Below are 14,649 nucleotides of genomic sequence, written 5' to 3' on the forward strand. Positions count from 1 at the left end.
TAAAAAGTCTTCGGTATATCCTGATATGTAAATGAATAAACGCTACTTTTGTTTTGTTTACAAGCATTTATAAGACAAGATGATAAAAAAGATATTGCTGGCAATTCTGTTATTGCCCACGTTGTTATATGCGCAAATCAATACGGAACGGGTGATGACCATTGCCCGCAACGCATTGTATTTCGAGGACTACGTGCTGTCTATCCAATATTTCAATCAGGTAATCAACGCGAAGCCTTATTTATACGAGCCTTATTTCTTCCGTGCGCTGGCAAAAATCAACCTGGACGATTTTCAGGGAGCGGAAGCGGATTGCGATCTGGCTATTCAGCGCAATCCTTTTGTTGTAGGCGCTTATCAGATAAGAGGTTTGGCACGTATCCGTCAGGATAAGTTCGACGGTGCGGTAGAGGACTACAAAACGGCTTTGAAGTACGACCCGGAGAATGTTGTACTTTGGCATAACCTCTCTCTTTGTCATATGCAGAAAGAGGATTTCAATGCTGCCAAAGAGGATTTGGGCAAGTTGCTCGCCATAGCTCCCCGCTATACGCGTGCGTACCTGATGCGCGGTGAGGTCAATCTCAAGCAGAACGATACGATACAGGCCTTGAAGGATTTTGATAAGGCCATTGATATGGACCGTTACGACCCCGACGGCTGGGCTGCCCGTGCCATTGTCCGTCTTCAGCAGTTTGACTACAAGGAAGCTGAAAAGGATTTGGACCAGGCGATACACCTGAGCGCACGTAATTCGGGCAACTACATAAACCGGGCTTTGGCGCGTTTCCATCAGAATAACCTGAGAGGTGCGATGAGCGACTATGACCTGGCGCTGGATATTGACCCCAATAACTTCCTCGGCCACTATAACCGGGGACTGCTGCGTGCACAGGTAGGTGACGATAACCGTGCGATAGAAGATTTCGACTTTGTGTTGAAGATGGAGCCGGACAATATGATGGCAACTTTCAACCGTGGTTTGCTGCGTGCACAAACGGGCGATTACCGCGGCGCTATCAGCGACTACTCCAAAGTGATAGAAGAGTATCCCAACTTCACGGCGGGTTACTACCATCGTGCCGAGGCCCGCAAGAAGATTGGCGACCGCAAGGGAGCCGAGCAGGATGAGTTCAAGCTTATGAAGATGCAGCTCGACAAGCGCAACGGCGTGACAACCGGCGGCAATGACAAGGATGTGGCGGATAATACGGACGGCAACTCCGGAAAGGATGACGGCAAGACCCGTAAGAAGTCCGACAAGAATATGGAGAACTACCGCAAGATTGTGATTGCGGATGATTCGGAAGTGGAACAGCGTTATAAGAGCGACTACCGCGGCCGTGTGCAAGACCGTAACGTGACTATCAAGCTCGAACCTATGTATGCGCTGACCTATTATGAGAAGCTGAGCGACGTAAAACGTATTGTGCATTATCACAAGTATATAGACGAGTTGAATCACTCCAAACTGTTCCCCAAACCGTTGCGCATCACCAATATGGAGTCGCCTCTGACAGAAGAGCAGGTACGTTTCCACTTCGCATTGATAGACGCCCATACATCGGATATTGTAGCAGACGAAAAAAATGCCGGAAAGCGGTTTATGCGCGGTTTGGATTTCTATCTGGTGCAGGACTTTGCAAGTTCCATAGACGATTTTACGCAGAGTATCCTGCTGGATGATACTTTCTTCCCGGCATACTTCATGCGTGCTTTGGTGCGCTACAAGCAGTTGGAGTACAAGAAAGCGGAAGCCGGCATGAACGAGGGTGCCGTTTCCGGTGCGCAAGAAGTAAAGAAGGCGGAAGTAACGGCAATGGATTACGATATTGTGAAAAATGATTTGGATCATGTCATCCAATTGGCGCCCGATTTTGTTTACGGTTATTATAACCGCGGCAATGTATTGTCGCTGCTGAAAGATTACCGTGCGGCATTGGCGGATTACGACAAGGCAATCGGACTGAATCCCGACTTTGCCGAAGCCTATTTCAACCGTGGCCTGACGCATATCTTCCTGGGCAATAACAGACAGGGGATTTCTGATTTGAGCAAGGCAGGCGAATTGGGTATCGTTTCCGCTTACAATATTATCAAGCGTTTTACGAATACGCAGCAGTAACATTTTTTTGCTAAAAAATAGAATATCAATAAAGAATTAGCTATTTTTGCGTTCTGAAAATTGAATTATACATAGCATTATGATAAAGATAACATTTCCAGACGGCTCCGTTCGCGAATACAACGAAGGAGTAACAGGACTGCAAATAGCAGAAAGCATTAGTTCACGTTTGGCACAAGATGTACTGGCTTGTGGCGTGAACGGAGAAGTTTATGATTTGGGGCGTCCTATCAGTGAGGACGCTGAAGTGGTTCTCTATAAATGGGAAGACGAACAAGGCAAGCATGCCTTCTGGCATACCAGCGCCCACTTGCTGGCGGAAGCTTTGCAGGAGTTGTATCCGGGCATACAGTTCGGTATCGGTCCGGCCATTGAGAACGGTTTCTATTACGATGTGGATCCGGGAGAGACTGCTATCAAGGAAGCCGACCTGCCCGCTATCGAAAAGAAAATGGCGGAACTGGCAGCCAAGAAAGAAGCGGTTGTCAGAGAGAGCATTTCAAAGACGGATGCCTTGAAGATGTTCGGCGATCGCGGCGAAACTTATAAATGTGAGCTGATTTCCGAACTGGAAGACGGTCACATCACTACGTATACGCAGGGTGCGTTTACCGACTTGTGCCGTGGTCCTCACCTGATGACTACCGCGCCTATCAAGGCTATCAAGCTGACTTCCGTTGCCGGTGCTTACTGGCGGGGACAGGAAGACCGCAAGATGATGACACGTATCTACGGTATCACTTTCCCGAAGAAGAAAATGCTGGATGAGTATCTCGTATTGCTGGAAGAGGCCAAGAAGCGCGACCACCGTAAAATCGGCAAGGAGATGGACTTGTTCATGTTCTCCGATACGGTAGGCAAGGGACTTCCGATGTGGTTGCCGAAAGGTGCTGCATTGCGTATCCGCCTGCAGGAGTTCTTGCGCCGCATTCAGGCCCGTTACGACTATCAGGAAGTAATGTGTCCGCCTATCGGCAACAAGCTGCTGTACATCACTTCCGGACACTATGCCAAGTATGGTAAGGACTCGTTCCAGCCTATTCATACGCCGGAAGAAGGTGAAGAGTACTTCCTCAAACCGATGAACTGTCCTCATCACTGTATGATTTACAAGAACTCACCCCGTTCTTATAAAGACCTGCCTTTGCGTCTGGCGGAGTTCGGTACGGTTTGCCGTTACGAGCAGAGCGGTGAGCTTCACGGCTTGACCCGTGTACGCAGCTTTACGCAAGACGACGCGCACATCTTCTGCCGTCCCGATCAGGTGAAGGATGAGTTCCTGCGCGTAATGGACATTATCTCAATCGTATTCCAGTCTATGCACTTCGAGAACTTTGAAGCACAGATTTCTCTGCGCGACAAGGTGAACCGTGAGAAGTATATCGGTAGCGATGAGAACTGGGAGAAGGCAGAACAGGCTATTATCGAGGCTTGTGAAGAAAAGGGACTGAAAGCCAGAGTGGAATATGGTGAAGCTGCTTTCTACGGTCCTAAACTGGACTTTATGGTTAAGGATGCTATCGGCCGCCGTTGGCAGTTGGGTACCATTCAGGTAGATTACAACCTGCCCGAACGTTTCCAACTGGAATATACGGGAGCCGACAATCAAAAGCACCGTCCGGTAATGATTCACCGTGCTCCGTTCGGTTCTATGGAGCGTTTCGTAGCCGTGCTTATTGAGCATACTGCCGGCAAGTTCCCGTTGTGGCTGACTCCGGATCAGGTGGCTATCCTGCCTATCAGCGAGAAGTTCAATGATTATGCTCAGGAAGTGAAAGACTACCTGAAGAGATACGATGTCCGTGCCATTGTGGATGAGCGTAACGAAAAAATCGGACGTAAGATTCGTGACAACGAAATGAAGCGTATTCCGTACATGCTGATTGTTGGCGAGAAAGAAGCTGAAAACAGAGAAGTTTCCGTCCGCAAGCAAGGCGAAGGCGACCAGGGAACCATGAAATTTGAAGATTTTGCTAAAAAAGTGAACGAAGAAGTTCAAAATATGATAAATAAATGGTAACTTTGCGCCCAATTGTAAAAGCATAGCATACATACGATGTTCTAAAGACCGCTTTTACTTAACAAAAAAATAATTTGGTAGTAATAAACAAGAAACAAACTGGAAGTAAACGTTATTTAATGAAGAATGACAGCTTAAAAGGGCAACATCGGATTAATGAGCAAATCCGTGCCAAAGAAGTCCGCATTGTGGGCGATGAGGTGGAACCTAAAGTATATCCGATAGCTCAGGCCTTGAAAATGGCCGAGGAAATGGAAGCAGATCTCGTGGAGATTTCTCCGAATGCACAACCCCCTGTTTGTCGTATTATTGATTACTCTAAATTTCTTTATCAGTTAAAGAAGCGTCAGAAGGAGCAGAAGGCGAAGCAGGTTAAGGTAAATGTGAAGGAAATACGTTTCGGTCCTCAGACAGACGACCATGACTATAACTTTAAACTGAAACATGCCAAAGGCTTTTTGGAAGATGGCGATAAGGTGAAGGCATATGTGTTCTTCAAGGGTCGTTCAATTCTGTTCAAGGAGCAAGGTGAAGTATTGCTGCTGCGTTTTGCCAATGATTTGGAAGACTATGCAAAAGTAGACCAGATGCCGGTTCTGGAAGGAAAAAGAATGATTATTCAGCTTTCTCCGAAGAAAGGCGCAGCTCCGAAAAAGCCTGCCGCACCGAAGCCGGCAGCAGCTACGGCCGAAGACAAAAGCGAAGACTAAAGAAATGAGTAACGCCGCAGGTATAGTGCGTTGCCATATAATTAAATAATTTAAAAATAAGTAAGATGCCAAAGATGAAGACTAACTCCGGTTCTAAAAAGAGATTTACTCTTACCGGAACAGGTAAAATCAAAAGAAAGCACGCTTTTCACAGTCACATTCTGACTAAGAAAACCAAGAAGCAAAAGAGAAATCTGTGTTACTCTACAACCGTTGATATAACGAATATGAGCCAGGTTAAGGAACTCTTAGCTATGAAGTAATCAAAAGCGTACGAAGTATTATTAAAGTTATTAACCGAATGCATTAGCTTTAAGTCCGTTGCGTGAAGTATCGGCGCTAACATTCAAAAACAAGTAAAACTATGCCAAGATCAGTAAATCATGTTGCTTCTAAAGCAAGAAGAAAGAAAATTTTGAAATTGACCAGAGGTTACTTTGGTGCAAGAAAGAACGTTTGGACCGTTGCCAAGAATACTTGGGAAAAAGGTTTGACTTATGCGTTCCGTGACCGTAAGAATAAGAAAAGAAACTTCCGCGCTTTGTGGATTCAACGTATCAACGCTGCTGCACGTCTGGAAGGTATGTCTTATTCCAAACTGATGGGTGCTCTGCACAAAGCTGGTATCGAAATCAACCGTAAGGTTTTGGCTGATTTAGCAATGAATCATCCGGAAGCTTTCAAGGCCATTGTAGCTAAAGCAAAAGCTGCATAAGCCGGGGTAAAAGAATAAACCTGCAAGGCGCTGATTACGAATACGTAATCGGCGCTTTTTGTTTTTGACAGTATTGTGGAAATGTGAAAACATCAGATACAGGCAAACAATTTTCTTGTTTTTCTTGTTTCTTTCGTAGAAACTCACTACCTTTGAAGTAGAAAAAATAGCCGCATTGATTGGATCGGGAAACTCATCAATTCTAATGAAATACCGAGACAAGCTTCAGTTCTCAATGGCGGGCCACGCCCTTCGGGGTAACTCTTGAGTCGGTGGATTACAAAGAGGACGAGCACTCAAATCATGTCATACGGAGTTTCATCACATCATCGGTGCGGCTTTCTATAAAAGAGGAACGGTAATCTTGGTTGACTACCGTTCCTTTTTCTTTTGCCGTTATTTTACGGTTTTGCTTCTTGAAGATCAGATAGTTCAGTAAAAAACGGATTGGTTGCAGTGAGGGGGAAAGTCCAGGCTTTTGCTTGTTTAACTCCAGGTGTTTACTCCCGAAATACCTGAAGTTTTAGGTTGGAATGCCCGGTGTTTGGGAAGTAAATTCCGGGAGTTTCGGAAGTATAATGCAGGGATATTTACCGATATGGTACGGCTTCGTTAACGGTTGAGGCTGACACATATCGGTAGAATATTATTTGTTATCCCGCAAGTCTTTTACCCTGACGGCTTTGCCTTCGCTTTGAGGCAGGGAGCCTTTCTTGACCAGTTTCACTTTAGGAGTGACAAGGATTTCATCTTTCAGTCGGCGGGAAATAGCTTTGCGTACTTTCTCCAGTTCTATATAGTTGTCGGTGGATAAGTCGCTGAGTTCTACTTCCACAATCATTTCATCTTGATTGCTGATGGTTTCCAGAGTAATGAGGTAGTTGCTGCCCAGTTCGGGGAATTGCACTAATACCTTTTCCACCTGCATGGGGAAGATGTTGACACCTTTGATGATAAACATGTCGTCGCTGCGGCCCTTGATACGGTCGATGCGCAGATGCGTACGTCCGCAGGGGCATGTATCCGGAAGTATGCGGGTAAGGTCGCGTGTGCGGTAGCGTATCAACGGCATCATTTCACGGTCGAGGGTAGTCAGGACCAGCTCTCCAATCTCACCGTCGGGAACCGGTTCGCCGATTTCCGGATTGATGATTTCAACCAGATAGCAATCTTCCCAAAGGTGCATGCCGTTTTGTTCGGTACACTCAAAGGCAACGCCGGGACCGTTCATTTCGGTCATGCCGAAACTGTTGTAGGCTTTGACACCTAGTATCCGCTCAATCTTCCTGCGCTGTTCGTCCGTATGAGGTTCTGCTCCGATGACGAGGGTTTTCAGAGTAGTCGATGCCGGGTCGATACCTTCTTCCTGAAATACTTCCGCCAGGCGTATGGCATAGCTGGGAATGGCATGTAAGGCGGTGGTTTTGAAGTCTGTGATGAACTTGATTTGCCGCTTGCTGTTACCGGCAGCGGCGGGTACGGTCAGTGCTCCCAGGCGCTCGGCTCCGTATTGGAAACCTAATCCTCCGGTGAACATGCCATAGCCGGAACTGTTTTGAAAAACATCGGTCTTTCGTATGCCTACTGCGTATAGGCAACGTGCTACAAGGTTGGCCCAGGACTCCAGATCGTGCCGGGAGTGGACGATGACGGTGGGCGTTCCCGTGGTTCCGCTGGAAGAGTGGATGCGTACACCGTCCTCGCGCATATTGCCGGCCACAAGTCCGAAGGGGTAGTTGGCGCGCATGTCCGCTTTGGTGGTAAACGGGATTTTCCGGATGTCTTCTATCGACCGGATGCTGTCTGCCGTAATGCCGTGCTTTTGAAAAACTTGTTTGTAATAGGGGGAATTTGCTGCAATGCCGATTGTCTTCCTAAGCCGTCGGAGTTGCAGCTCGTGCAACTCCTCACGCGGCATGGTTTCTATCTCTTCTTCCCAGTATTTGTCATTCATGGTTATTGGTATTTTGATTTACATCAGGTTTTCTGCAATTTCCTTACCGGCAACCAAGGCCTTGAGGTTCAGCTCTACGATGGCTTCGCCTTTACGTTGGAAGATGTCGCGGATGCTGTCCTGTACCTTCTGATAATCAATGCCGAGGAACGGAATGGTAGCTCCCAGCAACACGATGTTGGCAACGCGGGGAGAGCCCACTTCTTTGGCTACTTCGTTCACGTTCAGTACAATCTTGTGAGGAAGCTTGTCAAGTTCGGCTTTGAGAGCTTCTTCGGCAGGATAGTGGGGGATATTGATGAAAGGGGCTTCGTTCGTTACCAGCCAGCCTTCGGGATTGAGGTAGGGAAGATAGCGCAGCGCTTCCATGGGTTCCAGCGATATGATAAGGTCGCATTTGCCTGTAGGGATGAGGTCGGAAGCGATAGGCCGGTCGCTGACGCGGAGGTTGGACTGTACGTCTCCGCCTCGCTGGCTCATACCGTGTACTTCGGCCTGTTTCATGTATAATCCGTCTTTAAGGGCTGCCTGCCCGATTACGGTAGCGATAGAGAGGATGCCTTGTCCGCCTACGCCGGAAAGTATAATGTCTTTTTTCATGGCTTTACTTGTTTCGTTTCTTACGTGCTAAAGTTTGAATGCATTCTCTGCGGGGAATAATGACGGATACTCCGCGGTATTCGATTTCTTCGCGGATTATCTGCCTCATTTCCTCGTAGTTCTTCTTCAATGGAACTACTACGCGGATATGTTCGGGCGCTACGCCGATACCTGCACAGATAGCTTCGAGACGGCCGGTTCCGGCTGAATCCTGTCCGCCGGTCATGGCTGTGGTTTCGTTGTCGGAGATGACGATGGTGACGTTGGCGTTTTCGTTTACGCAGTCCAGCAGGCCTGTCATGCCGGAGTGGGTGAAGGTGGAGTCGCCGATAACGGCAACCGCAGGATGGACTCCGGCATCTGAGGCGCCTTTTGCCATTGTAATGGAGGCTCCCATGTCTACGCAGGAATCAATGGCGTTGAAAGGAGCGTTGGCTCCTAAGGTGTAGCAGCCGATGTCGCTGAATACCTTGTGGCTGGGGTATTCTGTCCGAAGCACTTCGGTCAGCACGGTGTACATATCGCGGTGTCCGCAACCTTCGCACAAGGCTGGCGGGCGCATTTCGACGAGTGAGGGAACAGCGAATTCTGCTTTGTTCTCTTTGCCTACGGCGCGTGCTACGCTGTCCGGATTCAATTCTCCGTCCTGCGACAGTGTGCCGTCCAGGCGTCCTTTGACTTTTACGCCGATGCCGAGGCAACCTTTCAGTTGTTTTTCTACAAACGGTTGTCCGTCTTCTAGTACGAGTATTTCGTCGCAGGCTTCTACAAGCTGCATCAGTTGTTTCTTGGGAAGCGGGTACTGGCCGATTTTCAATACCGGAAATTCGCAGCCTTCGGGATAGTTCTCCATAAGGTAGTTATAACCGATGCCGCAGGCTATGATGCCCAGTTTTTTGTTGGGACCGTCTATGTACTTGTTATAAGGTGAGTTTTCCGAGGCTTTGACAAAATCGTCCTGATGCTGCAACAGAAGTTTGTAGCGTTTGCGGGCGTTGCCGGGGAGCAGGATGAACTGGCGCGGGTCGTCACTGAAAGAAACCCCGTTTTGGGGCTGTTGCGCCTTGCGTTCTACGCCGGAACGGGAATGCGCCAGCCGGGTGACCATACGCATCAGCAGCGGTTCGCCGGTTTGTTCGGAAAAGGCAAATCCGTTGTAAACCATGTCGTAGGCTTCTTGCTGGTTGCTCGGTTCGTACATCGGAATCAATGCAAAGTCACCGTAGAAGCGGCTGTCTTGTTCGTTTTGTGACGAATGCATGCTGGGGTCGTCGGCTGCAACGACAATGATGCCGCCTTTAACGCCGGTCACGGCGGAGTTGATAAAGCAGTCGGCAGCCACATTCATGCCTACATGTTTCATGCAGACCAGTGAACGTTTTCCTGCGAACGACATTCCCAAAGCTGCTTCCATGGCAGTTTTCTCGTTGGAACACCAGCGGTTGTGGATACCTTTTTCGGTAGTAATCGCTGCTGTCTGGATATATTCGGTAATCTCCGTCGAAGGAGTACCCGGGTAGGCGTACACACCGGATAGGCCGGCGTCTAATGCAGCCTGTGCAATGGCTTCATCGCCAAGTAAGAGTTGTTTGCTCATTTTTTAGTGTTTAAGTGTTAATCATGGTTTTAGTAACAATCGCAAATATAGCTTTTTGCTTTTGTTTTATTATGATATTAGTTGAAAATCTTTCTTTCGTTTAACGCCTTCCAATATTTCCTGGCATTTTTCATGTGTTCGGCGTAGTTGGCTGCAAAATTATGGGTTCCTGAAAAATCTTCTTTGGCGCACATATAAATGTAATTGTGTCTGGTGTAATTCAGGACTGCGTCTATACCTATAGGGGTGGGAATGCGGATAGGACCGGGGGGCAGGCCGAGGTTGCGGTAGGTGTTGTAGGGCGAATCGATGGTGAGGTGTGCATTGGCAATACGGCGCAGGCTGAAGTCTTGCAGGGCAAACTTGATGGTAGGGTCGGCTTGCAGCGGCATGCCGGCGTGGATACGGTTGATGTACAGGCCGGCAATCATGGGCTTTTCCTGGTTATTGTTTGTTTCCTCTTCAACGATGGAAGCGAGGGTGCATACCTCCTCCTGTGTCATGCCGATGGCTTTCGCTTTATTGAGCCGTTCCCGATTCCAGAACTTCTGATGTTCTTTCTGCATCCGTTCGAGGAAATCCTCTACGCTCATGTTCCAATATACTTGGTAGGTTTCGGGTATGAAAAGGCAGGCTATTGTCGCTTTGCTGTATCCCAGCCGTTGCTGGAACAGAGAGTCATTTATCACTCCGGCTATTTCGGCGGAATCAATCATCAGTTGTTTCCCTACGTTACGCGCCAGCCTGTCCAAAGTGCGTACGCTTCCGATGGTCAGGTTCATGGGGGATTGGTATCCTCTGTAGAAACGGTTGAATACATGGTAAACGTTCTCGCCGGGACGTATCGCATAGCGCCCGGTGTGGATGTTGTCGGAGTAATCGCGCCATTGGGACATCCATTTGAAACCGTTGAAACTATTGGGCTTTCCTTGTGCTTTTATCTTATTGTATATGGAGTCTGTCGTATCGTCACGGTCGATGTAGATATAAACTGTCTTTTGCGGATGAAATTGCGGAGTGAACAGGTAGTAATACATTGTACCCGCACTTGCAATGCCTATGAAAAGAATAATCGCCAGTGCTCCGAAAAGGATTCTTTTTTTCTTTTTTTCCATCATAATCTTGATTGTTTTTGAGTCGGGCAAAGTTAGCAAGATTTAGGAATAAAGAGAATGCTTCCCTTGTTTTATTCATGACAGGAAGAGGGGGATGTGTCAATATATACTTGACGATTTCTTTTAGATACGGAAAACACGGATTTTCTTTATTCTTTTTCCGTGAAATCCGTGTTTTCCGCGTAATCCGTGCCTAAACAAAGAAACAAATAGTAAGCGGATTTTAGTTTTGACACACACACATTCTCTTCGGATGTTTCAGCACTTGGATTTCAAATCCCGATTAATCGTCATCGTCGTCATCATCATCGTCATCGTAGTGTCGACAATGTCTCTTGTGGTGTTTTTTCGGCTTTTTGTATTTGTGTTTCTTATGGTGGAATTTGTCATGGCGTTCACAGTATGAATTATAGTATTCATGCCAGCAGTCACTGTGGTGATGGACTCTGTTATAGAAAGGGTTATAATATATACTTCCCGGCTTTATGCCAATCTCCACAAGGATACGGTTCCATCCGTAACGATGATACCGCTTGTAATAGTCGCATACATCACGCATATTTTTTCCTGAAGTCTTGGCTATCTCAAGTGCAATTCCCACATTTCCCCAGTCATTGCCACAGCGTCTGTAGTAATCGTCTAAGGAATGGTTTGAAATATTATATTCCAGACATAGGTGCTTTCTGTAATCAGAGAGTTCCACAGATGCGTAGCGGTTAGCTCTGCCGATAAAGACGGAAATGCCATCCTGGGCAGGCAAAGCGCATGCAAGCAGGAGAAAAAGCAGTAGCAAATTAATCTTTTTCATAATGTTTCTAAGTTAAATGGAGTTCTGTTCCTTACTGTGCGAATATTTGGACAGTTTCCCGGCAACTTCTATTCCAGTTTTTCTTTGGCTTTTTCAATTTCATCGCCGGCTTCATCCAAAGCCTTCTTTACCTCATCCGCTCCCTCTTCAATTTGGTCCTGCGCCTCTTCGAGGGCTTCCTCAACAGATTCCTTTACATTTTCTACACGGTCTTTAACCTTGTCTTTAGCCTTTTTTTCTCTGCATGATGCAAAGGCAAGTGTAATTGTACATGCCAACATGGCGAATAATAATTTTCTCATATACTTACATTTTGGTGATATTGTGTAATTAGTTAAAATTCAAATGTAGAAATAAATATTGTGTTTGGCAAATTACGAAAATGTTTTTGAGTATCATACATGAGTAAAATGCCCTGCTTATTGATACGTTTTGCACAGTGGAGTTCTTTTTGAACTGTCGGATAATTAAGGAGATAAGTCTGCTTTGAAATATGTTTGTGAGCATATAAAAAGCTATCTGCTTCAGTTAGCCACTCCTTTTGCAGGTAAATGCCATCTGTTCTATTATGATGTGTGGGAATAAAGGGATTTATAATTTTGTAACAAGAGAAATAGAATAATTAGTGGTGACTCTTTGGAGTTGCCGCTATTTTTTTGCTTTTTAAATTGTAAATATTAGAATATAATTTTGAATTATAGAATTATATATATATTTTTGTCACACGATAATTGAGTAACCAATGAGAATATTTACCGAACAAGCATTAAAAGAATATGCAGAGAACCATCCCGATTCAAAGGTCGCTTTGCAAGAATGGACTACCATTGTGAAAAGAAGCAAGTGGACCTGTTTTGCCGATATTAAGAAAACGTTTAATAGCGTTGATAATGTAGGTAATCAACACTATGTTTTCAATATCAAAGGCAATAACTATCGTTTGGTAGTAGTGATTAAATTTGCTATTCAGTTTGTGTATATTCGCTTTATTGGTACTCATAAAGAATATGATAGAATAGATTGCGCTAATATTTAGGATTATGACAAAGATAGAAAATCAAGCTCAATATGAATGGGCGGTGAAAAGAGTAGAGGAACTTCTTCCATTAGTGAAAGATGATACTCCTTTGAATGACCCAAATAGTATAGAATTGGAACTTCTTTCTAATTTGGTTGCTGATTATTCCGAAGAACATTTTGCATTGGGAGAACCAACACTTGTGGATGTTCTTAAACTTCGTATGTACGAAATGGGGCTTAATCAAAAATCACTTGCAAAGTTGGTTGGTGTCAGCCCTTCACGGCTAAGTGATTATATATCCGGTAAATGTGAACCAACTTTGAAAGTTGCTCGTGAGATAAGCCGAAAGCTAAATATTGATGCTAATATAGTGTTAGGTGTATGATAGATGTTAAGGAATTAAGAATTGGAAACTATGTTTTCCCTAAAAATGATAGTGGAAAAGAAACTGTAATTGGAGAGATTTTTGCTATTAACAATTATTTGGTAAGTATAAAGGGGAATCATAACCAATATGATTATCATCTTCTTGAGCCTATACTTCTTACAGAGGAATTACTTTTGAAGTGCGGTTTTACAGAATTGTATTCAGACTCAAAGGGCTATATATATAGTGTCAATAATATCGAGTTTATTCGTTCCTATTTTGATACTCCAAGTTTATAAAAACGAATGAAGAGAACGTATTATTTGAAAAGCCCATAACCTATCTTTATCAGCTTCAAAATATATACTTTGCCTTAATAGGAAAAGAACTTGAAGTGAATTTATAATATATCATCTAATCATATTAGGCGTGATTCCATTCGGTTTCACGCCTTTTTTTATACCATTTTACGACAATAAAACGATTGTCGTGTATCATCTATCTGATAATTTCTTACACAGCTTATTAATAGCGAAATTTGCCGTAGAAGTTTATAAAGCAAATTCATACGGTATGACAATCTTAGAACAAATCTTAGCAGGGCTACAACAGAAATTCGTTGGGGTGGACACTGCTATTCTTACCCGCATTGCCACCAAAAAGGCAGAGGGTGTAACGGACGAGACAAAAGTAAACTCTATTGTTGAGGGTATCGGTTTTTCGGACGTGCTTAATTCCTATGGTGATTTCTGTGCTGGGGATGCTTCCAAGACCGCAGTTTCCAACTACGAGAAGAAACATAACCTTAAAGACGGTAAGCCAATCGAGACTACCACAACCACCAAAACGGAAGAGAATAAAGACGATGTGTCTGCATGGGCGCAAGCTTTAATTGACTCCAACAAGAACCTTTCTGATAAGCTAACACAGTTTGAAGCGGAAAAGGCTCAAGCAACACGTAGCCAGCAGATTTTGGCAAAGGCAAAGGAGTATGGTATTCTCGAAAACTAGGCCAAACGATGCGCCATTAAGGACGATGAGGACTTGGACGCATACTTCAAGGACTTGAAGCAGGAGTTTGCGAATGATGGCTTTAAGGGTGTAGTTCCTCCAGATACAGCAAAAAAAGAACTGGAGAATGAGACGAAGGTGTGTCGTAATGCACGATGCACCTTCTTTCTTGTTTATCACTATATAAATCGGTTTATTTTCTTCAAGCTGCGATAATTCGAAGATTTCTTTGATTTATGTGTCTCCAGCATCTAAATAAAGCGACAGTAAGCTCATAAAACCATCCAATCAGCCAGTTCATACCTTCTTTTGTCAGTTTTGCACACATCTTTTTTATATTGAAGGCAATGGCTAGGAAGGCAAAGTCCATGAAGACCTTGTCCTTTCCAAAATGTCGGAACGTTTGTAGTTCATATTGTTTTTAATTTGTCCGAACACGGCTTCCGGTTCTATGCATCTCTGCCCTCTGTGTTTCAGTCCTTTCTCTGAGCAGAGCAGTTCTTTGGCTCTCCGCTTGTATTGTCTAAGCCTATGATTCAGTTCTATCGTCCTGTTTCCTTTTGCTTTAAAACAGCGGCATCGCAGGGGACAGCCTTCACACCTGAC

Annotated in this window: 14 protein-coding genes and 2 pseudogenes; 9 read left to right on the plus strand and 7 right to left on the minus strand. The window is 45.2% G+C overall.

Features of this window, described 5'->3' with window-relative positions; all coding sequences use genetic code 11:
* Positions 1–79 precede the first annotated feature (79 nt).
* The 5 genes from H8S52_RS14885 to rplT all read left to right on the plus strand — a co-directional run bounded on the left by H8S52_RS14885 (position 80) and on the right by rplT (position 5,570).
* Positions 80–2,125, plus strand: coding sequence for a tetratricopeptide repeat protein (locus H8S52_RS14885; protein WP_186910120.1), 2,046 nt, complete (start codon positions 80–82; stop codon positions 2,123–2,125).
* A 79-nt stretch (positions 2,126–2,204) separates the two neighbouring features.
* The gene (thrS, locus tag H8S52_RS14890) at positions 2,205–4,145 is read left to right on the plus strand and encodes a threonine--tRNA ligase (RefSeq protein ID WP_005655000.1); all 1,941 of its coding nucleotides are present in this window, start codon (positions 2,205–2,207) and stop codon (positions 4,143–4,145) included.
* Positions 4,146–4,264: 119 nt separating this feature from the next.
* On the plus strand, positions 4,265–4,855 hold the full coding sequence (infC, locus tag H8S52_RS14895) for a translation initiation factor IF-3 (protein ID WP_186910121.1): 591 nt from the start codon (positions 4,265–4,267) through the stop codon (positions 4,853–4,855).
* 65 nt (positions 4,856–4,920) lie between these two features.
* Positions 4,921–5,118 (plus strand): 50S ribosomal protein L35, encoded by a 198-nt coding sequence (gene rpmI, locus H8S52_RS14900; RefSeq protein WP_005655002.1) that lies wholly within the window; start codon positions 4,921–4,923, stop codon positions 5,116–5,118.
* Positions 5,119–5,219: 101 nt separating this feature from the next.
* Positions 5,220–5,570: a 50S ribosomal protein L20 gene (gene rplT, locus H8S52_RS14905; protein WP_004289896.1), complete on the plus strand. Its 351-nt coding sequence runs from the start codon at positions 5,220–5,222 to the stop codon at positions 5,568–5,570.
* A gap of 646 nt (positions 5,571–6,216) precedes the next feature.
* Here rplT and H8S52_RS14910 read toward each other — a convergent pair.
* From H8S52_RS14910 to H8S52_RS14935, 6 genes are all read right to left on the minus strand, one after another.
* Positions 6,217–7,524, minus strand: coding sequence for a phenylacetate--CoA ligase family protein (locus H8S52_RS14910; RefSeq protein WP_186910122.1), 1,308 nt, complete (start codon positions 7,522–7,524; stop codon positions 6,217–6,219).
* Between the two features lie 18 nt (positions 7,525–7,542).
* Positions 7,543–8,124, minus strand: a complete 582-nt coding sequence (locus tag H8S52_RS14915) for an indolepyruvate oxidoreductase subunit beta (protein WP_186910123.1) — start codon at positions 8,122–8,124, stop codon at positions 7,543–7,545.
* A 4-nt stretch (positions 8,125–8,128) separates the two neighbouring features.
* On the minus strand, positions 8,129–9,721 hold the full coding sequence (locus tag H8S52_RS14920) for a thiamine pyrophosphate-dependent enzyme (RefSeq protein WP_186910124.1): 1,593 nt from the start codon (positions 9,719–9,721) through the stop codon (positions 8,129–8,131).
* 77 nt (positions 9,722–9,798) lie between these two features.
* Positions 9,799–10,836 (minus strand): endolytic transglycosylase MltG, encoded by a 1,038-nt coding sequence (mltG, locus tag H8S52_RS14925; protein ID WP_186910128.1) that lies wholly within the window; start codon positions 10,834–10,836, stop codon positions 9,799–9,801.
* Positions 10,837–11,119: 283 nt separating this feature from the next.
* A complete protein-coding gene (locus H8S52_RS14930) occupies positions 11,120–11,644 on the minus strand; it encodes a hypothetical protein (protein ID WP_186910125.1) in 525 nt (174 codons plus the stop codon).
* Between the two features lie 68 nt (positions 11,645–11,712).
* On the minus strand, positions 11,713–11,946 hold the full coding sequence (locus H8S52_RS14935) for a hypothetical protein (protein WP_022104194.1): 234 nt from the start codon (positions 11,944–11,946) through the stop codon (positions 11,713–11,715).
* A gap of 440 nt (positions 11,947–12,386) precedes the next feature.
* Here H8S52_RS14935 and H8S52_RS14940 point away from each other — a divergent pair, with 440 nt between their 5' ends.
* From H8S52_RS14940 to H8S52_RS14955, 4 genes and pseudogenes are all read left to right on the plus strand, one after another.
* Complete coding sequence (locus H8S52_RS14940; RefSeq protein ID WP_186910126.1) at positions 12,387–12,680, plus strand: type II toxin-antitoxin system HigB family toxin; 294 nt, start codon at positions 12,387–12,389, stop codon at positions 12,678–12,680.
* Between the two features lie 4 nt (positions 12,681–12,684).
* Positions 12,685–13,050 (plus strand): type II toxin-antitoxin system HigA family antitoxin, encoded by a 366-nt coding sequence (locus tag H8S52_RS14945; RefSeq protein WP_005847002.1) that lies wholly within the window; start codon positions 12,685–12,687, stop codon positions 13,048–13,050.
* Entirely contained in the window at positions 13,047–13,331 is a 285-nt protein-coding gene (locus tag H8S52_RS14950) for a hypothetical protein (RefSeq protein ID WP_016661280.1), read from the plus strand. The genes H8S52_RS14945 and H8S52_RS14950 overlap by 4 nt, the downstream gene beginning before the upstream one ends.
* Positions 13,332–13,605: 274 nt before the next feature.
* Positions 13,606–14,259 (plus strand): annotated as a pseudogene (locus H8S52_RS14955) (hypothetical protein).
* Here the strand turns inward: H8S52_RS14955 and H8S52_RS14960 are convergent.
* A pseudogene (locus H8S52_RS14960) lies at positions 14,246–14,649 on the minus strand (transposase); the annotation flags it as partial. The pseudogenes H8S52_RS14955 and H8S52_RS14960 sit on opposite strands and share 14 nt — an antisense overlap.

It is taken from the genome of Bacteroides sp. NSJ-48, assembly GCF_014287405.1.
Lineage (GTDB): Bacteria > Bacteroidota > Bacteroidia > Bacteroidales > Bacteroidaceae > Bacteroides > Bacteroides stercoris.